19 protein-coding genes are annotated in these 23339 nt (G+C 58.7%); 9 read left to right on the forward strand and 10 right to left on the reverse strand.

The features are described from left to right. Window positions 1-38: 38 nt before the first annotated feature. The 3 genes from ACIPY2_RS19860 to ACIPY2_RS19870 all read right to left on the reverse strand — a co-directional run bounded on the left by ACIPY2_RS19860 (window position 39) and on the right by ACIPY2_RS19870 (window position 2837). Window positions 39-1049, reverse strand: coding sequence for a P63C domain-containing protein (locus tag ACIPY2_RS19860; RefSeq protein ID WP_400268124.1), 1011 nt, complete (start codon window positions 1047-1049; stop codon window positions 39-41). A gap of 95 nt (window positions 1050-1144) precedes the next feature. Beyond that, entirely contained in the window at window positions 1145-1732 is a 588-nt protein-coding gene (locus ACIPY2_RS19865; RefSeq protein ID WP_400268125.1) for a recombinase family protein, read from the reverse strand. 274 nt (window positions 1733-2006) lie between these two features. Beyond that, on the reverse strand, window positions 2007-2837 hold the full coding sequence (locus ACIPY2_RS19870; protein WP_400268126.1) for a protein NO VEIN domain-containing protein: 831 nt from the start codon (window positions 2835-2837) through the stop codon (window positions 2007-2009). A gap of 301 nt (window positions 2838-3138) precedes the next feature. Here ACIPY2_RS19870 and ACIPY2_RS19875 point away from each other — a divergent pair, with 301 nt between their 5' ends. The 4 genes from ACIPY2_RS19875 to ACIPY2_RS19890 all read left to right on the forward strand — a co-directional run bounded on the left by ACIPY2_RS19875 (window position 3139) and on the right by ACIPY2_RS19890 (window position 6761). Then, window positions 3139-3627: a hypothetical protein gene (locus ACIPY2_RS19875; RefSeq protein ID WP_400268127.1), complete on the forward strand. Its 489-nt coding sequence runs from the start codon at window positions 3139-3141 to the stop codon at window positions 3625-3627. A 154-nt stretch (window positions 3628-3781) separates the two neighbouring features. After that, window positions 3782-4510, forward strand: coding sequence for a hypothetical protein (locus ACIPY2_RS19880; RefSeq protein ID WP_400268128.1), 729 nt, complete (start codon window positions 3782-3784; stop codon window positions 4508-4510). Window positions 4511-5039: 529 nt separating this feature from the next. Beyond that, window positions 5040-5375 carry a hypothetical protein gene (locus ACIPY2_RS19885; RefSeq protein WP_400268129.1) on the forward strand — a complete coding sequence of 112 codons (336 nt, stop codon included), beginning with the start codon at window positions 5040-5042 and terminating at the stop codon, window positions 5373-5375. Between the two features lie 9 nt (window positions 5376-5384). Further along, window positions 5385-6761: a hypothetical protein gene (locus ACIPY2_RS19890; RefSeq protein ID WP_400268130.1), complete on the forward strand. Its 1377-nt coding sequence runs from the start codon at window positions 5385-5387 to the stop codon at window positions 6759-6761. A gap of 97 nt (window positions 6762-6858) precedes the next feature. On the opposite strand, the gene ACIPY2_RS19895 is transcribed toward ACIPY2_RS19890, so the two are convergent. The 5 genes from ACIPY2_RS19895 to ACIPY2_RS19915 all read right to left on the reverse strand — a co-directional run bounded on the left by ACIPY2_RS19895 (window position 6859) and on the right by ACIPY2_RS19915 (window position 16985). Further along, window positions 6859-11583, reverse strand: a complete 4725-nt coding sequence (locus ACIPY2_RS19895) for a helicase-related protein (protein ID WP_400268159.1) — start codon at window positions 11581-11583, stop codon at window positions 6859-6861. 326 nt (window positions 11584-11909) lie between these two features. Continuing rightward, the gene (locus ACIPY2_RS19900; RefSeq protein WP_400268131.1) at window positions 11910-12257 is read right to left on the reverse strand and encodes a TnpV protein; all 348 of its coding nucleotides are present in this window, start codon (window positions 12255-12257) and stop codon (window positions 11910-11912) included. A 539-nt stretch (window positions 12258-12796) separates the two neighbouring features. Then, window positions 12797-13429 (reverse strand): AAA family ATPase, encoded by a 633-nt coding sequence (locus ACIPY2_RS19905; protein WP_363933985.1) that lies wholly within the window; start codon window positions 13427-13429, stop codon window positions 12797-12799. A gap of 183 nt (window positions 13430-13612) precedes the next feature. Then, the gene (locus ACIPY2_RS19910) at window positions 13613-13828 is read right to left on the reverse strand and encodes a ParA family protein (RefSeq protein WP_400268132.1); all 216 of its coding nucleotides are present in this window, start codon (window positions 13826-13828) and stop codon (window positions 13613-13615) included. A gap of 1465 nt (window positions 13829-15293) precedes the next feature. Continuing rightward, window positions 15294-16985 carry an ArsR/SmtB family transcription factor gene (locus ACIPY2_RS19915; protein WP_400268133.1) on the reverse strand — a complete coding sequence of 564 codons (1692 nt, stop codon included), beginning with the start codon at window positions 16983-16985 and terminating at the stop codon, window positions 15294-15296. A 965-nt stretch (window positions 16986-17950) separates the two neighbouring features. Here ACIPY2_RS19915 and ACIPY2_RS19920 point away from each other — a divergent pair. The 3 genes from ACIPY2_RS19920 to ACIPY2_RS19930 are packed head-to-tail and all read left to right on the forward strand — an operon-like array spanning window position 17951 to window position 19764. Continuing rightward, the gene (locus ACIPY2_RS19920; protein WP_400268134.1) at window positions 17951-18400 is read left to right on the forward strand and encodes a hypothetical protein; all 450 of its coding nucleotides are present in this window, start codon (window positions 17951-17953) and stop codon (window positions 18398-18400) included. Beyond that, window positions 18397-18843, forward strand: a complete 447-nt coding sequence (locus ACIPY2_RS19925; RefSeq protein WP_306844795.1) for a hypothetical protein — start codon at window positions 18397-18399, stop codon at window positions 18841-18843. Before ACIPY2_RS19920 ends, ACIPY2_RS19925 begins: the two co-directional genes overlap by 4 nt. A 6-nt stretch (window positions 18844-18849) precedes the next feature. Next, the gene (locus ACIPY2_RS19930) at window positions 18850-19764 is read left to right on the forward strand and encodes a hypothetical protein (RefSeq protein WP_400268135.1); all 915 of its coding nucleotides are present in this window, start codon (window positions 18850-18852) and stop codon (window positions 19762-19764) included. Here ACIPY2_RS19930 and ACIPY2_RS19935 read toward each other — a convergent pair. Continuing rightward, window positions 19761-20912 (reverse strand): alpha/beta hydrolase family protein, encoded by a 1152-nt coding sequence (locus ACIPY2_RS19935; protein ID WP_400268136.1) that lies wholly within the window; start codon window positions 20910-20912, stop codon window positions 19761-19763. The genes ACIPY2_RS19930 and ACIPY2_RS19935 overlap by 4 nt on opposite strands. A gap of 198 nt (window positions 20913-21110) precedes the next feature. Continuing rightward, entirely contained in the window at window positions 21111-21446 is a 336-nt protein-coding gene (locus ACIPY2_RS19940; RefSeq protein WP_400268137.1) for a winged helix-turn-helix domain-containing protein, read from the reverse strand. Between the two features lie 306 nt (window positions 21447-21752). On the opposite strand from ACIPY2_RS19940, the gene ACIPY2_RS19945 reads away from it, so the two are divergent. Both ACIPY2_RS19945 and ACIPY2_RS19950 read left to right on the forward strand, forming a co-directional pair. Next, a complete protein-coding gene (locus ACIPY2_RS19945) occupies window positions 21753-22829 on the forward strand; it encodes a CHAP domain-containing protein (protein WP_400268138.1) in 1077 nt (358 codons plus the stop codon). Then, complete coding sequence (locus ACIPY2_RS19950) at window positions 22826-23338, forward strand: hypothetical protein (RefSeq protein ID WP_400268139.1); 513 nt, start codon at window positions 22826-22828, stop codon at window positions 23336-23338. The genes ACIPY2_RS19945 and ACIPY2_RS19950 overlap by 4 nt, the downstream gene beginning before the upstream one ends. Window position 23339: the final 1 nt, after the last annotated feature.

A 23339-nucleotide genomic window follows, 5' to 3' on the forward strand; every position in this document is an offset into this window, starting at 1 on the left:
GCAAAGGAGCCGCCTTACACTAGTGGACTGGCAACCGCTCAGGGTTCAACGTCAATAAACAGCGGCAGTTTGGGTTGAAGCGGCGGGTACGCTTTGTCGAACAGATCCTCGAACTGGTGTTTGTTCTCAGCGATCCGCATCAGCGTTGTGACCGTGGATATCTGTCGGTCAAGTGCTGTGACGCCGGTCCCCTCAGTCAGGAACTGGTGATGCTTATGGGCCCGGTTTCCGCGCTCGTTGCGTGGGTTCTTCCGCTTGATCTCTTCGTGAACCACTTTGGGGAGCTGCTCGTAGATGTACTTGTTGACCAGCCGCCCGGCGTAAGAAGTGCGTTTTGACGTTCCGGGCTTATACGCCCAACCATGAAGTCGGTACATCTGCCGGAAAAACTCATCCGGAAATGTCTTGACCCAAGGACGAAGCTCTTCGACGACGTAGGCCTCCAGTATTTGCTGAAGTTCGTGCCGTGCGCGCGTCTCTTGATATCCAGTGGCCTCGTCCACAAGGGCGACGATGCCAACCCGAGCAAGCCCTCGGACAATAATTTCCGCAGCCTGAGCAGCTGGTAGCTGATTATGGGCAAGAACTCCGTCCTGCCGCGCGTCTAGATATACCTCACAAACTTCCGGGAGGATCTCAGCCCGGTATCCGTACGCTTTCGTCGTACCCCTCCGGCTATAGCGAATAGGGCTCCAGAGGCTACGAAGTTTGTCGGAAACATAGGGTTGGAGGTTATTGGCTGCGAGGAACGGAGGAACCTCACTCGATGCGCTGCCAGTGCCTCCCTTTGCCTTGCCTGCACGCCCCAAGGCGGTAAGGAAGGTCTCTTGGTTGATCAGCCTCGTCCCGTCCTCCAGGACCGCGCATTGGAGGAGCTTTTCCCCGATCAAGATCTCGCCGGCATGCGTGGCGTGGGCTATGTCGGCGCCCCAGCGAGCAGCTGCCGCTCGTTGGGCGATCTCTTTTCGCTCTTCAGGAGAGAGAGCCTTCGCTCGTGCTTCCCCGCCAGCACTCGCAATTTCGGAGCTTCGCTTTTGATCGTCAGACATTGTTCCCTCACTATGGCAGGATGCTTGCTAGCAAGCATCCTGCCATAGAATGCAGAAGTGAGCAAGCATGAGAGAAGCAAGCATAGCCTGAGTCCTTACGCGCTATTCGCGATCTGACCTTTCTGGTGTCTGTATAAGGTCGCCCGACTCCACCCAACCAACCGCGCCGCCTCCTCCGCGGTGCGTCCCTTGGCTCTCTCCTGCTTGACGATTTCGAGCTTTCCGGCGATTACCAGCGGATCGGCTACTGGGCGGCCAAACCTGATGCCATTGGATTTGGCGGCAGCGATGCCTGCGTTGACACGTTCAGTAATTAGTTCGCGTTCGTACTCAGCCAGGGTGGCCAGCATGTTCAGCATCAGCCTGCCGGTCGTTGTTGCGGGGTCAATCCCGTCAGAAATTGACCGAAGCTCCACCCCCCTGCCCCGCAGCAAAGTGACGGTGTTCAGCACGTCAATCAAGGAACGGCCTAGGCGATCCACCCGCCACACCACGACCGTGTCCCCGGGCTCCGCGTAGCCGAGGAGCTTCTTCATCCCCGGCCGGTCCGCAGCCGACCTGCTCCCCGACGTCACATCGGAGAAGACGTCACGCATCTGCACCCCTGCGGAAAGGAGAGAATCCAACTGCAGCTTCGCTTCCTGGGCTGCTGTGCTGACTCTTGTGTACCCAAGTAACCTCATCCACCTATCATGCCTTGGAAACTCCCCTGCTAAGTGCTTCTAAGACACTTCATGGTGAGGCATGTTAATGAGACAGAGGAGTCCCTGAAAAATCAGGCGAAACTGTCCTCTTTCCCACCTCCCCGTCTGCGTCTTGAAAACCTTTAGCTTTTTGAGACATCACTCCGGAGGACAAATGTGGGTCCGTCTGGCAAAGTTCAGGACGGACCAGGTCATCTTCACGACCCATCAGACGATGCGAACTGCTAGTGCAGGTGAGGTCTCTTGGGGGCTTTTAGACGGCGCTGACGGGAAGCGTCCAATCGAAGTCTCGGGGCCGGAGTGCGTCATCGTCTGGATCGAAGGAAAGAATCCTAAAAGTCCCTGCCTCGGGATCCACTTCTCCGTCAACCAATCTCATTCCCGACCAAACTCCCATCATGCAAAGGCCCGGATGTTGGCGGGCGTTCTCGACTTCGTTGCGAGTCACGATGACGGACTCACCTCTGCTCTGAGTGCCTTTTGCTTCCAGGTAATGCATCTCCGAGCCTTTTACGGCAACTGCATCGTAAGGGCGGTTGTGGCGAGTGTCTGTCACCTGCCAGCCGTCGTCTCGGTAGTGACTCATCAGTCGGTCCTGTGCAGCATCCTCAACTACTTTCCGTATGATCGGGTCCATCTGCAGGCCCTGACCTCCGGCGCCCGGCGCCTCTAACAAGCTTTCAGCCAAAGTGCCGCCCTGCGTCTCAGCAATGGTCGGATCTGGATCATATGAGACCGGATTTCTACGGTAGGTGACCTCTTCACCGATTAGGGCGTCATGAATTGGATTCCCTGGACGCAGCACGCGGCCTTTCAGCGCTTTCTTGGACTTTCCTGTGCGGTTGTCAATGACCTTCTCGTGATCCGGTCCGTGGAGTTCTACAACGAGGATGATTCGCCCTTCATAGTTGAAGGCAGCCCAACGCTCATCTGCGATGCGCTTGTCGTTGAGAATCCAAACCCCTCGGTTGTGGTCCCAAAGCTCTTCGGGAGTTGCCTGGGCATCGTAGCCCCACCATCCACGTGGGAGTGGATCATCGCTGTCAGCCGCCTGTCGGTCAATGAGCCTGATGTTTAGAACCATGAATCGAGTATCACCGACTACCAGCGCGCAGGGTTGTATTGCCAGAACCGTTGCATCGTCGTCTTCAACCTTTTAGCCGGCTATACAGGCCGCCGAGGTCGAAAATGCTACTTGTAGCCTTTTGACCAGCTTTGATTGCGGTGTTGAGTTCTGATCTGCCCGATGGTCCCCACCCGGCCGGGATCGGTTGCGTGGGCAAGTACCGTCAACTAACGGTCGTTTTTGAAGTGCCACTGGAAGCTGTCTTCGTTGTGGTGTTCAACCAGGTGGAAGCAGGCAGTTGCTCCTGCAACACTGAACCATGCTTAATCTGACTGTCCTTGAACAGATGGACTTCGAAGAACCCAGAAATCTTTGGACAATGAGCCGCAAGGAGCCGCCCAGACAGTTCGGTGTCTACGTCGTTCTCCGGCGAAGCACTGAGCCGCCAGCGTTTCTCGAAAAGAGCACAGGAGGAACGTACAGGAAGGACCCGTCTACCCCAGCCTCCCAGTTACACCGCCGGTGGGTCGATGCGACACCCATCATGTACATAGGAGCGGCCGGATTGAGGCAGGAGAACAAGACAACTCTAAGAAGCCGACTTAGCGCCTATCAGCGTTACGGCCACGGCCAAAACGGCGTCTCACACGAAGGTGGGAACCGGATATGGCAGCTAGAAGATGTCAAGGACCTTGACGTTACTTGGAAACAGACGCCCGGCGTCCCGGGCAAGGAGTTGGAGGACAAGCTGCTGGAGCTTTTTGAGCTAGCCCACGATCGTTTGCCCTTCGCCAATGGAAGACACTAAATCGAAGTCCGCCTAAATCACTCCACGAACTCTAGAGCGGAAACGGTAGCGCGCTTTGGATCCAAGGTGGGTGTCATGCTGCCCACGTGTCTTGGTTAGCCGCTTGCTCCGAGAGGTGGCTCTCGCCGCCTACACACCCGAATAAGATTCAAACGTGGAAGACAAGACTCAACGGACAAAGAAGAACTACGGCCCATGGTTCTACATCGGCGAAACGGTAGCGCTAGGTGTAATCATCGGCCTCGCACTCTTGTTCCTTGAGTATTACGTTTTCAATCCGGGCGACGAACCTTCGCAACTAGCACGCGGAGAGCGTCTGCGGGCGCTTGTCCCCTGGGGCGTTGGGATAGTGCTGGCAATCGTGCTAATTACGTCGGTGGCTCGCCGGGATGGCAGAACTTGGTGGTTGGGCGTCGGACGCTGGTTGCGTGGCCTTCGGCCTCAGCTCCCACTTACGACGGCCAATCAAAGAACGGCCCACGCACAGAGGCTTTATGAAGAAGGATTTGACGCGCGAAGCGCTGAGGTCGATAGAGAAAGAGCTGAAGCAGACAAGCGGCCTCCGTCTTGGCGCATCGAAAGAAGGAGTGAAAACCACCCCGATGAATTCATTCTCTATAACTCAGGTTGGATGGTAGGAAACGTCCACATCAACGCACCCGAAAACTACTTCACCTTTGATGGCGGAGCGCCTGTATTTCCCGGGGATTTCGGCGACAATTCCGCAGGTGGCGCGATCGGCAAGCGCTTCTACGGGACGCCTAGCGATGAAGCTGTCGCTGAAGGAATGACCTTCACAGTCAGCTGGACGGACGTCAAAGGTTATCGACATGAGCAGGCAGTGTTCGTTGATCCAAGCAACCTCAATTCGGGGGTTTCATAGGAGCCTTGGTCGGTAAGGCCAGCTGCAAATAGAGCCAGTGGAGCGCTGACGCGGTTGACTTTCGCCGGTTGCCCCATTGGGACTAGCCCATCACTCGCCCAGGACGTTTACCGCTGACCACCAACTGCGTCGTCGTGTTCACCGTTCGTACCCTGTCCGTTGCTGGTGCTGCTGGTTCAGAGTCAGTGCTTGGGCTTTCGTAACGCCGGCTCCGGGGGCTGCGGAGCCCGGTTCCCATGGCTGCAAAACAGGGCACCTAGAAACGGTCGTTTTTGACACACCTTGGCCGTTGTGCCGATTAGTCGAACCCGAGGCCCGCGGATCCTCGCACTATCGGCGGGCGAAAAATGCGGAGGACACGACTATCCGCGATCCAACGGTTGATTTAGTCGACCATCAGCTAGTAGTGAAGCCCACAATTATGATGAACTCCGTGACTGTTACTGTTGCTGCTGCCTCCCTCCTGGCCTAAGTGATTCCTGCCCTTTTGGTCGCAGGTCTTTTGGGACCGCTAATTTTGGGATTCAGGATGCAGCAGCCAGAGCGGTTCTACTTCGCGACCCAAGTAACTACGGTAGTTATAGCCGAGGCTGCTTGCCTGTACTACGCAGTACTCAACGAACCCATGCCGCCCGTCTGGTCCGCCATCGTCGTCTTGGCGTGCATGTACCTGCTGATAGGCATCATCTTCACCGTGGCGGCATGGGCCAAGAGGACCGAGGCTGAAAAGTCTGAAGAGATACGGGCTAAAGAAGAAAAGGCCCAGCGCCGGAGGCGGCATCGCGAGGAACGTCAGACGAAAAGCAATACTACGGGTTCCGACACTCAGGATCCGGGGAACAGTGGTGCAGGAAAGTCATCGTAGGCTCTAATAATGACCTCGAAAACCTTGCTTCCCGTTGACAAAGTCTTTGTGCCCGGCCTCGATTCCGAATACACGCACGTCGAGCGGGACAACGCTCCCCAGGTCGCTAAAATTCGCCAGTACGTGCATCAAAAGGGATATCTCATACCTGTTGTCGGACCGACGAAGATGGGTAAGACCGTCCTCGTCACCAGGACCGTTCCCGATGCTTTTTATATTGATGGAAGCTGGATCACTGAGGCCCAAGATTTTTGGGTACGGTTGGCTGCGAAACTGGACATACCGACATCTCAAAATGGCAGTAGAACCAACGGCGACACCTCCAAGTGGGGTTTCAAAGCCAAGCTCGATCTCATCCTTGGCAGCGCAGAAAGTCAGTTCGGCGGGGAGCATTCCCGGGTGATCGCGAAGGGCTGGACCTCCGACATCCCGGCAGACCAAGCAGTCACAGCAGCAATCAAGGCACTTAACGAGGTGGACCAATCTGCAGTCATCATCATCGATGACTTCCACTACATGCCTCCCTCTGTTCGAGCTCACGTCGTTGCCAGCCTCAAAGGTCTCTGCGCTAACGGCGCAACGGGTGTACTCATCACGTTGCCCCACCATCGAAATGAAGCTGTAACTCAGATTCAAGACATGATCGGACGCAACAAGGTCGCCACGCTCGAGGGATGGACACCCTCTGAGCTGGAAGAGATCGCGAAGCTAGGATTCAAGAAACTTAACCTCGTGGACCCCAACGGCTCTTTCGGGCAAATTCTCGCTCAAGAGAGTTACGGCAGCCCACAGCTGATGCAAGCCCTCTGCCTCAGCTTTGTTCGCGACGTCAACGCCATTAAAGAGGAACAACAAGAACCAACGGAACTCGTGGCCCCCGAATCCTGGTCTGAGTTCTTCCAGGAGCAAGTCGATGAACGGGCTTTCGAATGGCTGGAAACTTTGGTCTTCGGCCCTCCGGTGCGGGGGCAGGACCGCCGGGTGTTTGATCTACAAGATGGTCGAAAGTTGGACGGTTACCAGCTGATCTTCGCTGCCCTTAAAGCTGGTGGCCCCGTCCTCTCGACCAAGGTGCGCGACCTGAAGCACATCATCACCACTCAGCTGTTGGTTAACGGAGCGGCCGACGAATATGCCCGCCTAAACGCCACTACGAAATTGAAACAACTCACGAAGATCGCCTCTCGAACACTGAGCGCTCAGCACGAGGACGATCTTGAGAATGAGGACGATGATCTGCCAACAGTGGCCCAGGAAGAGGCCCTGCCCAATAACAAGCACCAACCGCTCTTCGAATTTACGACTCGAAGGAGTGGCGAAATCGATATCTTGGAACCGTATTTGGCCTATGCCTTGAAATGGGCGAGTGACGGCCTCCTTATCTAAGAGTCCCCTCCGTGAGCTACCCCGGCGCCGGCGCCAGGTGGGGAGGCACTGCACGGCAAACATCTGTGCAGCGCCTCCTTGACATGTAGTTGTTTGATCAGCGTCCGTAGTCGACGTCTTGTTGGAGTCGATGGTCAGGTGCCCGGTGTTGGCTCGATGCTGCCGTCGCAGCCGTGCCCGCCGTGCTGGGTGGTTGCGGGAAGGATGCATTCATGAGGCGTTGCATCTTCTCTAGGCGCGGATCGATTTCAGGTGCAGTTTCTGACTGTGGTGGTTCGTCTGATTTTGCTGCGTCGGCCATGAGCTGATCGATGCGCGCGGAATCGGCCCGGGCGGCCTTGAGTGCTTCGGCGTGTTTGAAGGGTTCTGCCAGTGCCTTGTCTGCTTGCTCGATGCGGGCGAGGGCCTCCTGCCGTCGGGTTTCAACGTCGACTGCAAGCCTTGGCAGGGAGGACACCCTGTTTTCGAGTTGCCTGATGGTGCCCACGTCAGCTGCTAGTAAGCCCTTACGGGAGATCTGGGCGGTTGCCCTGGGTACGCCCTCGATGCGGACTTCCACAGTGGAGCGGTCGAGGTCCCGGCCGGGCACGAGTTTGGCGCGCAGTTCGTGGCCTCCGAGGGTAGCGATGGTGCCGAGTTCGTCGTATCCGTAGAGGTTCATGAGCCGGTGTCCCTGCCGGCCTGCCCATGCCCGCAGAGCTTCCGCAGCGTCTGTCCTGTTGTCAAAGGTTTGGCCCCCGATGGTGGCTTTGAAGGCGTCCGCAGTGGTGTCCACGGTCCGTTCGACGGCCTCGCGGATCAGCGGCAGGTCCTGGGCTGCCGCGTCTGCTGCTGCTTGTTCGCCTCGTTTGGTGTGGTTCACCGCGACCAGGTTGCGGTTGTAGGCCCGGTCCAAGCGGGACAGGCGGGCGAGTTCCTGGTCCGCGACGGCCTTTTCCAGGATGAGCGGGTTGCCGCTGGTGATGGCCTTGGCTTGGGCGAAGTTCAGGGTGTTATCCCCGATGTCTTCGATTTCCCGGACGTCGAGGCGTCCGCGCATGATCTGGTTGATGAACCGTGATTTCCGTTCCAGGCCTTGCCACATGAAGGAGTCGAAGGATTCCTTGGTGACGATCTGGGAGATGCGGACCTCGGGGTTCTGGTTGCCTTGGCGCAGGATCCGGCCATGGCGTTGCTCGACGTCGGCCGGACGCCAGGGGGCGTCCATGTCCACCAGGTGCACGGCACGCTTCTGGATGTTGGTACCGACACCCATTTTTGAGGTTGATCCGATCAGCACGGCGATCTGGCCGGAACGGGCGGCTGCGAAGAGCCGGCCTTTCTCGTTGTCATTTTTAGCTTCGTGGATGAACCGGACCATGGGTTCGGGCACACCGCGACGGCGGAGCTGGTCTTTGAGTTCTCCGTAGACGTTCCACTTCTCCGAAGGGGTGCCGAAGTCGCAGAACACCAGCTGCAGGGCACCAGGAACCGGGTCGGGTTCTCCTGTGGAGGGGTCGGTGTAGATGCGGTCTTTGTGTTCTTCATACACGCTGGCCAGCAGGTCGGCGGTGGCGCTGATCTTGGTGGGTCCGTGCTGGAACAGTGCGGGATCCACGAGCCTCATGTCCAGGGCGGCTTTCCGGCCGTCGGAGGAGACTTTGAGCATGTTGTCTTCCTCGGAAGCCACAAGCCGTTGCTGGATGGCGTCGACGCGGTTGCCGATGTCCTGGATGTAGGAACGCAGTTCAGGGCTGGGTTCTACTACGAGCATGTTCGGTTGGCGGAGCCCGTCCCCGTCCCGTGGTGCGAGCGTGGGGATGGGCAGGTTGAGGTCTTCGGCGGTTTTGACGTCCGCGAACGTGTGGAACATCTTCAGCAGTTCGGGGACGTTTTGGAACTTCGCGAACCGGCTCTTGAGTTTGAACCTGTCACCGCCGGCTACGGAGAGTTCCATCTCCTCAACGACCTGGCCGAAAGTAGCGGCCCAGGTGTTGAAGTCCTTGATCCCGGCTGCCTGGAGCAGGTCGGGGCGCAGGTAGCGCTGCATGACGTACATTTCCGTGACGGAGTTCGCGATCGGTGTTGCCGTGGCACCGGTGATCACGCGCCGTCCTTCGCGTTCGCGCAGGAACTCGGTCTTCATGTGAAGGTCCGTTGCCCGGTTGGAGCCTGTGATGGCGGCACCGGGGATGTTGGACGGGGTTTCCAGGTTCTTGTAGTCGTGGAGTTCGTCTACAACGAGGTAGTCAATGCCGGTTTCCTCGAAGCTGATCCCTGGGTCGGCGGGAGTGTCGAGTTTGGCTTTCAGCCGTTCCTCCCGGCTCATGACGGCCTTTTCCAGCCGCTTGACGATGCTGCTGTTGGCTTGTCCGTTGTCCTGGCCGTTGTTCTTCACGGCTTCCAGTTCAGCGCGCGCTTGGGCCACTTCGGTGCTGAGATAGGCGGCTTCGGCTTCGGGGCTGAGGCTTACTCGCTGGAACGCGGTGCGGGTCATGATCACGGCATCCCACTGGTTGGCGGCGGCGCGGGCCACGAATTGGCGGCGTTTGTCACCGGCAAGGTCGGCTGATGAAGCGGCGAGGATCCGGGCCTGTGGGTAGATCTGGAGCCATTCCCGGGCGAACTGTTCGAGCATGTGGTTCGGGACGATGACGGCGGGCTTGTTGACCATGCCCAAGCGGCGGAGTTCCATGACGCCCATGACCATCTCTGCGGTCTTTCCGGCACCGACTTGATGGAACAGCCCGACTGCTGGTTCGGAGAGCATCCGTGCCACGGCTGCACGCTGGTGCGGGCGTGGGGAGAAGTCTTTGGCCATGCCGGGGAGGGTCATTCTCTCCCCTTCGGTGTTGTAGTCCCGGAGCACGATGGAGTTGAAGCGGCGGTTGTATTCGTCGATGAGGCGGTTTGCCCGTTCGGGTTCTTCCCATACCCATTCGCTGAACCGTTCCTGGAGCAGCTGGGCTTTTTCCTGTGCGGCTGCGGTTTCGGTGGGGTTCAGGATCCGGCGCTTGTCTTCGCCCTCATCGGTGACGCGGACGGGACGTTGTTCCAGGACTTGTTTGAGGATGTCCGAGGCGGGCATCCGCTGGGTGCCCCAGTTGCTCGTCGCTGCGAGGGTGTGGCGGTTGGCTTTGACGTCCCACATCGACCCGGCTGCGTTGGAGACGGTGGCGTATGGGTCGTTCAGGATTTCCCGGACGAATTTCTGGTGGGTTTCGGTGTCGATCCAGACAGCGCCGAGGCGTGCTTCCACTTCGTCCATGCGCAGCGGTGCCGGGATGGCTTGGGTGAGGGCCTGGACGTTGGCGTTGAACCGCTCGTCGGTTAGCGCGGCGGCTTGGGCGATTTCCAGCTTTTCGCGGACGTTCCCGGAGAGGTATTCCGCCCTGGTGTGGAAGGTCTCGTCCGGGCCGGGGACTTGATAGATGCTCTCCCCCATCGCTGCACGGGTTTCCTCGCGGCTGATGCCCAGCAGGGATGCGGCGTAGTCCAGGTCGACCTCGCCCAGGGTATCGAGGGTGACGGTGAGGGCTTCTTCTGCGGTGTCGACGCCCAGGACGGGGCGGCGGGGTTGGACCTGGCGGCTGGACAGCAGGGCAGCCGGGGTGGCTGTCTGCGTGGTTTCGTCGAAGTTCTCCAGTGCCTTGACCAAGGGGCCGAAGGGGTCACGGCCAAGGATGGACACGACCCGGGGGGTGATGCGGGCCTGGATGGGCTCCTGCGTCTCTTCGTCTACGCGTCCGGTGTCGCGGAGTGTGAAGCGGTTGATCGGGCCGTAGGTATCGACGTACTGGCTGTACGCGGCTTTCAGTTCGTCGCGCAGCGTGTCGATGTCGGCGGTGTCATCGCGGCTGTCGGCTTCTGCGGTGAGGAGCTTCCGGCCTGCGTCCCTGAGGCCGAGAAGGGCGCGTAGTTCGGCGGCTTGGGTTTTAGGAACGGCGAGTTCGGTGTGGGAGCCGTTTTCGACAACGATGAAGCCGTTGTCGGTGGCGCTGATGTGGCCTTCCCATTCGGCGGATGCCGGGACGTAAGCGGCGCGCTGGCGTTCCTGTTCTGAGGTGCGTGGCGTGATGACCAGTCCTGCAGTCTTGGCTTCGGCCACGACGTCGGCCAGGGCTGCGTGAAGGCGTTCCGGGACGGCTGAAAGGTCATCGGTGGTCAGTTGCAGGGTTTCGGCCCCGTGCATGCCGTGGGCCACGTGCAGCTCCCCCAGCAGACGTTCCGGGTGCTCATCGAAGTAGGAGTTCAGGCGGGTGATGGTCCCGTCGATCCTGTGGGCACTGACGGTCTCCCAGAGAGTGGAGGCAGGTTCCTGGCCGGGTTCCCTGCGATGGAAGATCAGCAGGTCCGTCATGGCGTCGGTGCCGGCTGCTTTGCGATGCGAGCCGGTAGGCAAGCGGACAGCGCCCACGAGGTCGGCCAGCTGGTTCATTTCCCGGCGTGCGGCCGGGTTCGTGCCGTCCAGGGTGAAGCTGGAGGTCAGCACGGCTACCATGCCGCCCGGGCGGGTCAGGTCCAGGGACTTGAGGATGAAGTGGTTATGGATCGAGTGACCGCCGGCGTTGTGGCGGGGATCGTGCAGCGTGACATTGGCGAAGGGCACGTTGCCGATGGCCAGATCGAAGTGGCCAGTGGGCAGCTTGGTGTCCGCGAAGGACTCCGCCCGCACAGTGGCGTCCGGGTAGAGGGCTTGGGAAATGGCGGCGGTGGTCGGGTCCAACTCGACACCGGTCACCTCAGCGGTATCGGGCGCGAAGCCGATGAAGGTTCCGACCCCGGATCCCGGTTCCAGCACAGTTCCGCCGTCGAACCCGAGTTCCTGCACCGCTGACCACATTGCCTTCACGTAGGCGGCGTCAGTGTAGTGGGCGTTGATCGTGGTGCGGCGGGCAGCGTCGTACTGGGCGTCGGTCAGGAGGCTGCGCAGGTGTTCGCGGTCCCCGGCATATTCCTCACGGGTTTCATCGAAGATTTGGAAGACACCTTGCGCTCCCCAACTCCCCCACCGTGCCAGCACCGTCTTTTCGGCGTCCGTGGCGGTACGGTTCTCGGCATGCAGGGCCTGTAGTACCTCGAGAGCTTCAAGGTTCGCCCTGATGCGGCTCCGGGCACCGGACGGCGCCAGGTCATCCTGAGAAGCAGGACGGAACCTGTCAGAGATGTCTAGAGCTGTTCCCGAATGTGCTGCACTTCGGCCATAAACTCCAGGTGTTCTTTGATGCTCGGGTTCTCGTACTCGTCCTCCTCGTCCTCCGTCTCCGGGGGCGACAGTAGTTCGTACCGGACGATCTCCTCGGCCTGATTCCGGGCCGCGTTCAGCCGGCCGACCTTCTCCAGATACCCCTCCCCTTGCGGGTCCGGGCCGGCCAGCCTGATCTGCAGCTCGTCCACTTGTTCCTGGGCCTGCTCCCCCAGATTCGTGAAGAACTCCTCCGGGTTCAGGATCTGGCTGTACCGGGTTGGGCTCGCTGCCTTCCAGGCTTCCTGAGCCTGCCTGCCGTACTTGTTCATTGCGGTCCTCCTCTGGTGCCGCCCAAAGAGCCTCGAGACTCAGCTGGCCATCAATCTGCCTTTTACGTCCTGCCATGGACTACTCCCCCTGGTGCCTCTTCTGCTTCGAAGGTCACGCTAGCGGGGAAACACTGTAATTGCCCGTCAAACTCGGTGCGGCAAGGTATTCACGCGATAGTTGCTATTTAAGTGATATCAAACAGATACTACCCAAAGAGGCTATTCGTAGCTGTCTCTAACTTGCTCAAGCCCAATCCTCAATGCCCGCAGGGCCATGGGGTGCTTCTTCCGCCCCTCCAGGGTCGCCACTTCCGACAGTAGTTCCACCAAATCCAGATCATTGTCGAAACGAAGGAGCATTGTTTTTGGGCGCTCTCTATCCCTGAGATCGCTAAGTCCGGGCGTAAACCGTGGGCGAACAGGAGTGACACGCTCATCCCTGGTGGTAGGCGGCGCCAAGAGTGGTTCGGCCGCATTGCCAAAGGCTTCGATCGCCTCATCCCGGGCTCGTTCCGACGCAGATCGTTTTTTGAGCGCCATTAGCCGATCAACTCCTCTACCAATCCGCGGATCTCTCGGGCCGCCTTGGGATTCTTCCACTCGACGACACCCAGGCCTTCGCCCACTACGTCGCGATAAGCCTTGCGCTCATACAGAACGGTCTGCAGCGGCTCAATGCTCGGATAGTCAGCGAGATACTCTCTCGCGTCTGCACTTTCCGATTCGAAAGCGTTGGTCGATACCCGCGTCAGGGCGCCACGGACCCGAAGTGTTGGGTTGAAGTCACGTGCAGTTTCAATGAGTTGGTCGACGGTAACGAGGGTGTCCAGATCAAACTGGCTAGACTGAGTCAAAATTAGGAGTTGGTGCGCGGCTGTCATCGCTGTACGCATTTCCTTGCTGTCCTTACCCGCCACGTCGACAAGGACAATGTCGTAGCTCTTGTCGAGTTCCCGAAGGGTCTCGTGCAAGCTCCCCAACTTTTCAACGACAAAGATGCGCGGCTCATGGCCGGCTTCCTCGCGATCGACAGCCCAACGCGCCGTCGAGCGCTGGCGATCTCCATCCACTACTGAGACACGCATCCCGCGCTTCGAGAGCTCCACGGCCATGTTGGTGACGACCGTGGATTTACCCACGCCGCCCTTTTCGCTTCCAACCACGATGATCATGTCAGCAACGCTATCGCAACGAAGCTATCGAACTGGTAGCGACACGCTACTGTTTTGATATCACTTTCATAGTGATATCAAAACAGCAACGCGTTGACAGATGCGAACCTGTACAGCGGGCTGCCGGAGCGATCTGGGAGCCATCCAAGGTAGCTAAACAACTTCTTTAATAGCCGTAAAGTATCATTCTGATATAGCTTTCATATGTTTACGATACTGTTTTGATATCACTTGCAAAGTGATATCAAAACAGCAACGTGTTGACAGCGCCGTCGAGCGCTGGCGATCTCCATCCACTACTGAGACACGCATCCCGCGCTTCGAGAGCTCCACGGCCATGTTGGTGACGACCGTGGATTTACCCACGCCGCCCTTTTCGCTTCCAACCACGATGATCATGTCAGCAACGCTATCGCAACGAAGCTATCGAACTGGTAGCGACACGCTACTGTTTTGATATCACTTTCATAGTGATATCAAAACAGCAACGCGTTGACAGATGCGAACCTGTGCAGCGGGCTGCCGGAGCGATCTGGGAGCCATCCAAGGTAGCTAAACAACTTCTTTAATAGCCGTAAAGTATCATTCTGATATAGCTTTCATATGTTTACGATACTGTTTTGATATCACTTGCAAAGTGATATCAAAACAGCAACGTGTTGACAGATGCGAACCCGTATCAGCGGACTGCCGGAGCCATCCAGGTCGCTAAACAACTTCTTTAATAGCAGTAAAGTATCATTCCGATATGGCTTTCATATGTTTACGATACTGTTTTGATATCACTTGCAAAGTGATATCAAAACAGTATCGTAAGGACGACTGCCACTACTTCGATGGTGCCAGCAGCACTGGTTATCAAAATCGACTCAACGGGGGCATCCGGACGAATTTCGACCTTTCGACTCAGGGCGTAGAGATGCAAGGACGCAGCGCGGCGTTCATCTCGTAGGAGGTTGATACCGATTTGATAGCAGTATGAAAGTAATACCAAAACGCTAGCGATCAGCCCGCACGCAATTGGATTGGACAGGGGAGGGGATTGGCCACCCGTCACCTACTAGTGCTAGCCCGGTTCAACGGGTGCGCCGTCTCTTTGGCGATCGAAATTATTCCTTCGTCAGGAATTCCTGACAGAATGAAGTCGCAACCCTGGCCCCTGTCCGGAGACAGCCTCATATGGAGATGAAGAGCATGAACTGGGACATGCAGGACGGTATCCACGAAGGATGGCCAGGGGCAGTTGCCCCAGACGGGCGAATGTCGAACGACGTAAGGACGGGTAGCGTCTCAGTAGAGGGTGTCACAGGAAGCCTCACAAGGCACCCAGTCCACCACGGACGTGAGCTTGTCCCGGACGACAAAGTTATCGGTTGGCGTTCCCTCTGCGCATGCGGCTGGACCGGTCCGTTCTGGAGGCGGGTCCTAAAGACTTCAGCGGAAAGCCTTTCGAAACACCAGGCATTTGTCCCGTTTCTCGGGGTAGCTGTGCCATCGGTGGCAGTCGAAGATGCCATGCATCAAGAATGGTTGACTCATGCGGGGCCGGCTGCCGCCATTTCCGAACTCCGGGCTGCATCACGGGCGTTCAAAGCCGCAGAAGGGCGCATTGAAAGAGGAGTGCATTCGGCACGGTCTGCGGGGGTCTCTTGGGCAACCATCGGAACTACTTTGGGTATCAGCAAGCAGTCAGCTCACGAACGATGGAAAATCTAGCCCCGCTTTCTGAGAACAAGCCGTCGACATCACAAGCAGCTGCGTGGTCGGAACCAACACCGAGAGACTTCGCTGTCCATCAGGATGAACCAAGTACACGTAGGAAGATATCCAACAGCATCCAAGTTTCCCTTGAGCTCGGTGTAACTCAAGCTGCCTGCCACAGCGTGTAGTTGTCGTCAGGTGGTATCCAGATTTCTTCCCTTTCGTGCTCATATAGGTCGGCCTCTTCAATGGGGGTTTCGATGAACCGTGCCAGATAGGCGTGCCAGATGGCGCGTTCATGGCGATTCCGTCTGATCTGATCGAGATAGTCATCGAGGACTCCGAGCCGGGCGGCAAGCATGCGCAGATTCGCACTGGTAGTCCGCCATGTGCCTTCATGGCGCTGAATCATGCCAAGTGCTTCCATTTCAGCCAAAGCGGACGCGCAGGTATTGCGGCTGACACCGCTGGCACGGACGATCTCGGCAGTAGTGGGGGAGTGCCGGCCTCGTTCGATGGCCTCATAGACGAGGGCTGCTGGATCCCCCAGCGCCCGGAATACAGGGCGAACAGCGTAGATTTTTCCTTTCCGCCAGGTCAGTTCCCTGGCGAGTTGCTGGTACTTAGCCGGAAGTTGGATGAGATACACGTCGGCTGCTTTCTGTCGGGCATCCGCGACCTTTGTCAGAATGCCGTCAGACACGGCGGCCAGGATGGGCAACAGCCGTGCGATTGTGACATGGTGCTTACCCAGCGCAGCTGCCAGAGTCCGACAACCGACGTCGAGGATGTCGGTTTCCTTCGCCCGCATGTAGCCCAGTAGGCCGCGAATCAAGAGGCGAAGACTCAAACCTTCGCGGCCACGCGTTCGCAGTCTATGGTCAAGGACTCCGTGAACGATGTTCTCAACATCGTTCACCAGATGATTCACGCTAGCGCTGCTAAGTTTCCGTGCCCCCCCTGTGGTTAAAGTTGGGCTTGTGTTGTTAATAAGGGCATTCTTTTCCCCGTCTTTGCGGGGGAGCGGTTTCTGAGAGCTTGAGGCTGCGCTGGTGAAGGCTTGTGCTTTGGCCCATTCGTAGGGCAGCAGCCGGGCCTGGCGCTCCGCGGATCCGTACAGAGCCGCCAGGCCCGGGAACTGACCAGTGAGCTCACCCTGAACCTGCTGCAGGGACCAGCCACTGGCACTGAAGTGGTTCAGCACCGCCATCCGGGCCTCGGATGCGGTCTTGTACCTGGCCGTGTCATACAGGCCTGTCCGGGCAACCCGGCGCAGCGGGGCCTCGGACTCGCCCATCACGGGCAGCGTCGGCAGCCCACCGAGCCGCTGCGCGGCAACGGTCTTCGCTTCCCGGGCCTTCAGCGCCCGTTTGCGGGCCAGCTCCGGCGCCAACGCAGCACGCAACTCGACCAGTGCGCTGGCCGGATTGCGGCGGCGCAAGACGTCATACGCCTCCGATAGCGGAGTGACAAGTACTTGGCGACCACCCGACTTATGCAACGTGCCAGGAACACGGATACATCCATCGGTGATGTTCTGATGCGGGCTCGGGTCCAAGCTCATGGCCATCAATGCCAAGGCCTCGACCAGTTCCCGGGCCTCCGCCGCGTCCAAGCGGTCCTGCAGCGGGACGTACAAGTGTCGTCCGCCGCTGGGGGAGAAGTCCTCCACATACCTCATCCCACACGCAGTTAACAACCGGCCGACGAGCGCTGCGTCGGAATCTACAACGCCCTTCAAAGCTTTCGAGGTGTCAAAATCAAGGCACAATGTGGCAACCCGACCATCAACGCCGTGAACCATCACAGCAGCGGGTCGATCCGGCAAAGAACGAGTGATCTTCGACGCATTCACTGGCCGGGGGTACTGAAACCGCTGACCAATCCAACGCCCCAAACGGTATGACGGCGCGCCAGCAATGAGCGGGGCAAGACTCCACGCGTGTTCAGGAGGCACTTCAGGCGCGACACTCGCATTTGGGTGCGTTGACGCCAAAACGGCATCCGGTACCATAGACAACAACAACCTCTCTTTGAGGGGTACGGAAAATCCACCCACCAGGGTGGGTGTTCTACAAGTTCAGATCTGATCCCGCCAAGAACTGGATCTGAACAGATACTTAGACGAAGGCCCGCCTAGTGCGGGCCTTCAGTTCTTAACTAGCCTTTGCTATAGGCAAAGTCTCCTGTGTGTGCTCGGCCCGAAATTTTTCCAGATCGATGGAGTCGATGTGGGCAGCAACAAGGGGGGTCAGGTAATCCACCGCGTTGCAGTCAAGAATGTCTAGGATGTCACGCAGTTTTTCGGCGCGAGTGATGTCCGGTTTGACGTTGAATGTGTGCCGTGGGCCCTTAGACGGGCGTCCACCCTGTGCGAGCTTTCGGAGTGCCATAGAGCTATCTAATCGGTTTTTGTTATCGAAACCCCAGATGCCGGGGGGTGTGTCGCATCCAGTCTTTGGCAGAATCGTTCTGTGGTTCACCACGCGGCCCATGATGCATGCATCGAAAAAAGTCCGTCTTCCCCTCATGCAGATCTGTGGCGCCTTGGGCGTGCCGTATTTCTCCACCTGTGAATCACCCTAATCCGGCTCCAGGAACCTGCGCCTTCATAGGACGTATTCCGACGCAGTGACTTGAGTCCCCCAAAGACCCAAGTGCAAGAAAGCCTACAGACATGCTTCGCACATGCACAACCCAGTGGTGAAGCATGGCCTATACGATGTGAACGTCATCGGGTAAAATCTGGTGTCGGCTGTCTGCCTGCTCTGTGTGGCGGTGCTACCTAGGCGGCTGACCTTGGCTGAAGGAGCTTGAACGATGGCAGATGGGGGTCGCAGCGTGTTTCTTACGCAGCAACAGAAGAAAGAGCGCTTGGCCGACCGCGTGGGGATCCTAGTGGATATCTGGGAGTCCGATAACAACACTGCGTTGACGTACTCTCACGTTGAGGAGGCACTTTCAGCGCATGGCATCCACCTGTCGCGGACTCGGTGGTCGTACTTGATCAACGGCTCGGGCAGCCTGGTAACTGACCAGGAACTCCTGAAGGGCATCGCGGAGTACGTTTTTGCCGTGCCGGCCAGTTATCTCGTTAATCTCAACAGTGGGACTCCTCCTGAGGTGGAAGCGCGAATGGAGTTCCTTGTCCAGATGCGCAAGCTCAAGGTCAAGAACTTCGCCGCGAGAAACCTGGGGGAGACTTCGCCGGAAACTCTACGAACGATCACCAGGATCATTGATGCGTCGATGAACGGCGAGAATGAATGACGCTCCCACCGGTTCAGGACAAGGTTCGGGAGCTGTGTGGTGACGGCACGACGTCGATGAAGGAAGTCGTCCAACGCTTGACTGTGATCTGCGAGAAGCCGATCAACTTGATCGAGTTCAAGGAAGATTGGGGAGCCCTGACAGCATTCAAAGCTGAATTTGAGGATCGTATTAACGTCTACTTCCCTCCTCAGAAGTCACAGCAATACAAGCTCCACTGCATCTATCACGAACTGGGACATATCTACTTGGAGAACCTTCGGGTTGCCCTTGCCTTGCCAGATCTCTCCGAAGAGATGCTAAGGGAAACCGCGGACGCGATCAGTGTCACCTGCCGGTCCGTACCGAATCATCCTGTCGAACGGTGGGTGGAGGATTTCGCTTTTGAAATGTCGAAAAAGACCCGTTCACGCAGCTCCTCCGGTCCTGACCCCTTCCTCTGATAACCCATGAGACTCTTGCTCTTTGCGCTGCTGACTGCCCTGTGTCTCCTTCGGATCCCGTCGGTGGTGAAGGTGCCCGAATCCCGGGCCTCGTGGGTCGCATCGATGTTCGGCCTTGCGGCGCTGTATGCCCTGGGAACGGTGACACCGCTTGAGGACATCGACCGATACCTCGGTGGGTTCAACGTGACGAACCTGCTTCAGGCCGTCTTTGCACTGCTGGCGATTTTCTTTTTCAACGACAGCGTGCGGCGTTTAGCGGACGTGCCTGTCGTCAGGTGGACTTACTACGCACCGCTGCTGAGTATCCCTGTCATGGTTGTCAGCTTCGCCCTGATCCAGGACAAAGCTCCCACGGCTGCTGACTTCATAGATACCCGCATGGATCAGCTCGCAACTGCCGTGTACAGCGGCTTGTACATGGTCGCGTTGTTGTTCACCGTGCTCAGGATTATTTACATGCTCCGGCACCAGGCAAGGGGCCTGTACGCGACATTCTCCGCGGGGCTGCTGGTGGTGGCTCTGGCTGTGTCGTGCCACATCGCTTACGTGGTCCTGTTTCACTTCACGCCGTGGCACGTCTTTGCCCGCGAGATCGGGGCCTGGTTTGACCGTCTGTTCTATGTTGGCCTCTCAGTGACCGCAGCGGGGTGGCTGATTCTTTTCCTGTCGAAGCAGCTGCCGAGATTGCGGCTCTGGCTGATTGATGCCCTCTGGCTGACTGCTTTGAGGATGCGCTTCAGTTCAGATCGTTCACGGGTGAGCCCGGCATGGGATCTTTTCAACGAGACGCTGGAAAACGGTGTCTACAAGAGCCTGATTGTTCTTCATAACCACGAGCGGGTGAACAGGATGGACTTCCCGGAATCTGTTCAAGGCAGGATCAGTCGCATTGAAGCGAAGCTGGACGCTCAGACTTAGCTGCGCTCGGCCAAGATCGCCTTGCGGACCCAGTTCGTCAGTTCTTCAGTGAAGGTAGAAGGCGAGGCATTCCATTCCTGGGTGTGGTGGGCCTTCGGTAGTGGAATCAATGTCACTGTTGCCGGATTTGCACGTTGGAACGCCGTCGAGATCTCCCACGGAACTTCTTGGTCGGCTGTCGAGTGCAAAACCAGGGTGGGGACATCCACACGGTGAGGTGTACCGATCCAGTCGAGTGCATCGAAGTCGATCGCTTCCGTTAACCCCAGCATTTTCGCGAACGCGGGGAGCTGGAGCAGCCCCATCACCAGGCTGGCACCAATCGCCGGCACCCCGGCCCGCTCGGCCCCGGCCGTGATGGCTTTACGCCAGCTCGTGACGGGCCCGACGAGGACGAGTCCTGCGATCTTGTCTTGGTGGGCGCTGCGCTCTGCTGTGAGCAGGGCAATGGTCGCGCCCATTGACCAGCCGGAGAGGATCACGCGCTTGGCTCCGCGGGCTACGGCGTACGCCACAGCGGATTCGACGTCCCGCCACTCCGTTTGGCCGAGGTGGCTCGTTTCGGGCTGTTGCGGTCTGACCTCTGTGTCGCTGCGGAATGTGGGAATCAGAGAGGTGACGCCTAGGGAAGTGAAGGCGTGGACATCCCGGAACATGATGGATCGATCAGTCCAGCTGCCATGGATATGGACTACCCAGACATCTGTGTTCTCGGCTTCAAAAAGCCAAGCAGGCGCCGTACCGAACTCAGTGGAGATGTGCACTTCCTCGTACGGCCGGCCGAGGGCCGAGGGTTCGAAGAAAACGTCCGGGGTCCAATCCACAACTGGACCCAGACCTCCGGTTTGGGCAGCGCGCGAATCAATCCGCCGTTCAACGTACTGTTGATCCTCGTTGATCCGTGTCACGGCGCCAACTCGCGTATAGGTCCGGTTCTCGGGGTCGAAGATGCCGAAGTCTCCGGGCGCTTTGGTGTAATCATCCAGCTCTATGCGGACGTGCCGGCCGTCTTCAAGCACAGCCGCTTGGCGGTAGTCCCTGGGGCCGCGCTTGACGATCTTGCGGGCCATGATGATCGCAAACCCAGATACCCCGGCCACCGGTAAAAGGACCGCCAGGGAGGCAAGGGTGCGCCTGTTGGTCAGCATTGGGTCGTTCATCCTCCAGCGCACGCTCGGGTCAGGAAATGGGGGCACCCACCATCCTAACGTCGCTGCGCGCCCCTTATACCTGCATAGTCCATGCGCAATACAAGCGTTGCACATGTTCACCGCATGTGTGTAACGTGCTTGAGGTGAGACGGGAAATTACTGCTCTTTGACAAGATTGTCACGGAGCGCGGGGACTCAATTACCTCGGAGGTAGGAGACGTAGGCGGGAAGCATCTGGAACTCAACGGCATCAATGTTGGCTGCGTACTTCACGCGCTTGCCCTGACGTTTGCCCGGAGGAAAGTCTGCCGTTATAGCGCCAAAAGATTCGAGTGCTTCGAGGTGATGCTGGAGGCTGGGCCGGGTCAGTTTTTTGTCGCCCCCCAGGTCGATTCCCTTGAGGATTTCGCCGGTGGTGGACGGGCCCTTTTGGTGCAGGTATCGGAGGACGGCCGCGTGGGCCCGATTCCCGAGTACCTCGATGGCCGCCTCAACTTCCTTCGGGTGACTGGGCTGGATGAGGCGGGGCATGGGTCTATCTTGCCCGATCCTTCGGATAGTGCGGAGCTTCAGACTTAAGTATATCGCTAAATGATGATCTTTAAGTTAGGGTCGCATTGCAGGTTCGAGTTGTGGCGCAGCCTCTCTGCATACGAGGCCCACATTGTCGGTAGCCGGCAGTAGACAAAGATGAGAAGCCTTTGGGGGAGGGACTGGATTTGAAGAACGCGGCGCCGTTCGACGCAGAGTGGCCAGTGAACGCTGCGCTGCCTGCACACGATGAGGTGCTCAGGTGTGAGCGCTTCCGTTTCGGGATCCTCCCAGCTGGAGCCAATAATGCAGCGTAAATCGTTGGGTTTGGTGGCTCTCTTTGCCATCCCGGGCCTGTTCTTTGGGGTGATCTTTTCCTTCATCCTTCTGCTGGCGCCGGCCAAGCCGGCTGCCGCGGACTGCGGCCCGGTCGCCGTTGTTATGGACGGCACTACGAAAGTGGAGGGGTATTCCGCGGAGCAGTTGAAGAACGCCGCCACAGTGATGGGTGCAGGCAAGGCGTTGAATCTCTCCGTGAAGGGTCAGACCATCAGCATCATGGTGGCCCTGGGGGAGTCTCGTCTGCGCGTGCTGGACTACGGCGACGACCCCGGTCCGGATTCCCGTGGGTTGTTCCAGCAGCGCGACAACGGCGCGTGGGGCTCCTACAAGGACCGCATGGATCCGACCATCAGTGCCACGAACTTCGTCAAGGCACTCCAGGCCGTACCGGGATGGGAGCAGTTGGAGCCGACCATTGCCGGGAACAAGGTCCAGCGCAACGCGGACCCGTACCACTATCAGAAGTACTGGCCCGAAGCGGTCAAGATCGTCCAGGTACTCTCGGACGGCAAAGTCGGTGTTGATGCTGGTGGCTGTGGCATCCCGGGTAAGTCGGGCGCGGGGGATGACTACCCGTGGAAGGACTCACCGACCTGGTTGCAGGTTGGGGCAGGTTCCGCTGCGGCGTCGCCGTTGGGCATGTTCTACCGCGAATGCGTGGACTTCGCCCTGTGGCGGGTCAACCAGCAGATGGGATCGACCAGCGCCCCTTTCAGGTTCCTCAACGGCAACTTCCGGCCCGACGGGCAGGGTCTCGGCTCGGCGGTGACGTGGAAGGCCGGCTGGGACGCCAAGGGCTGGCCCTCCGGTAAGACACCCCGGGTCGGCGCTGTCGTCTGGTACTCGCCCGGTGTGGGCGGGTCGGACCCGTCGTTCGGGCACGTGGCCGTGGTCAAGGAAGTCAAGGACGACGGGACGTACGTCGAAGAAGGCTACAACGGCAACCCTCCACCGGATGACCACAGCTACTACACCCGCACCGTCAAAAACAGTGTCCCGTCCGCGTTCCTGTACCTGCCCAACCAAGAGGAGAAGAAGTGAAAAAACCCCTGGCCCTCCTTGCAGCAGCGGCTCTGCTGTGCGCCGGATGCGCACCAGCGTCGAACACCACGTCAGCACAAACTGAGCCAACGGCCACGCCCTCCGCTCCGGTCTCCCTCAGCGCGGACAGCGGCCCGCAGGCACCGGGAGGTACCGTCCCTCCCACTATTGGCATCGCCTGGGATCAGGCCGGCAAGGACCAGGCCGTGGACGTCGCACAAAAGGCCATGGCCGACTTCGCCCGCCCGACGGTCACGGACCAGCAGTGGGCCAACGATCTTGCCCGTTGGCTCACCCCGCAGGCCACCGCCGACTACTCGGCAGTGGACCCAGCCAACATTCCGGCCAGCCGCGTCACCGGCCCGGCGAAGTTGACCGTCGATGAATCCAACAGCTACGGCGTCACAGCCTCTGTCCCGACGAACGCCGGGACCTACACGCTGCAGCTGCTCCGCACCGGCAAGGACGCCCCGTGGAAGGTCAACCGGCTCACTCCACCAACGTCCTAGA

Source organism: Paenarthrobacter sp. NPDC089675, assembly GCF_044749185.1.
Classification (GTDB): Bacteria; Actinomycetota; Actinomycetes; order Actinomycetales; family Micrococcaceae; genus Arthrobacter.

Excerpts from the sequence above, each read along its gene's own strand:
- ACIPY2_RS19860 (WP_400268124.1), bottom strand. The coding sequence starts at position 1,049 with ATGTCTGACGATCAAAAGCGAAGCTCCGAAATTGCGAGTGCTGGCGGG.
- ACIPY2_RS19865 (WP_400268125.1), bottom strand. The coding sequence starts at position 1,732 with ATGAGGTTACTTGGGTACACAAGAGTCAGCACAGCAGCCCAGGAAGCG.
- ACIPY2_RS19870 (WP_400268126.1), bottom strand. The coding sequence starts at position 2,837 with ATGGTTCTAAACATCAGGCTCATTGACCGACAGGCGGCTGACAGCGAT.
- ACIPY2_RS19875 (WP_400268127.1), top strand. The coding sequence starts at position 3,139 with ATGCTTAATCTGACTGTCCTTGAACAGATGGACTTCGAAGAACCCAGA.
- ACIPY2_RS19885 (WP_400268129.1), top strand. The coding sequence starts at position 5,040 with ATGCAGCAGCCAGAGCGGTTCTACTTCGCGACCCAAGTAACTACGGTA.
- ACIPY2_RS19890 (WP_400268130.1), top strand. The coding sequence starts at position 5,385 with ATGACCTCGAAAACCTTGCTTCCCGTTGACAAAGTCTTTGTGCCCGGC.
- ACIPY2_RS19895 (WP_400268159.1), bottom strand. The coding sequence starts at position 11,583 with ATGTGGTCAGCGGTGCAGGAACTCGGGTTCGACGGCGGAACTGTGCTG.
- ACIPY2_RS19900 (WP_400268131.1), bottom strand. The coding sequence starts at position 12,257 with ATGAACAAGTACGGCAGGCAGGCTCAGGAAGCCTGGAAGGCAGCGAGC.
- ACIPY2_RS19905 (WP_363933985.1), bottom strand. The coding sequence starts at position 13,429 with ATGATCATCGTGGTTGGAAGCGAAAAGGGCGGCGTGGGTAAATCCACG.
- ACIPY2_RS19910 (WP_400268132.1), bottom strand. The coding sequence starts at position 13,828 with ATGATCATCGTGGTTGGAAGCGAAAAGGGCGGCGTGGGTAAATCCACG.
- ACIPY2_RS19920 (WP_400268134.1), top strand. The coding sequence starts at position 17,951 with ATGGCAGATGGGGGTCGCAGCGTGTTTCTTACGCAGCAACAGAAGAAA.
- ACIPY2_RS19925 (WP_306844795.1), top strand. The coding sequence starts at position 18,397 with ATGACGCTCCCACCGGTTCAGGACAAGGTTCGGGAGCTGTGTGGTGAC.
- ACIPY2_RS19930 (WP_400268135.1), top strand. The coding sequence starts at position 18,850 with ATGAGACTCTTGCTCTTTGCGCTGCTGACTGCCCTGTGTCTCCTTCGG.
- ACIPY2_RS19935 (WP_400268136.1), bottom strand. The coding sequence starts at position 20,912 with ATGCTGACCAACAGGCGCACCCTTGCCTCCCTGGCGGTCCTTTTACCG.
- ACIPY2_RS19940 (WP_400268137.1), bottom strand. The coding sequence starts at position 21,446 with ATGCCCCGCCTCATCCAGCCCAGTCACCCGAAGGAAGTTGAGGCGGCC.
- ACIPY2_RS19945 (WP_400268138.1), top strand. The coding sequence starts at position 21,753 with ATGCAGCGTAAATCGTTGGGTTTGGTGGCTCTCTTTGCCATCCCGGGC.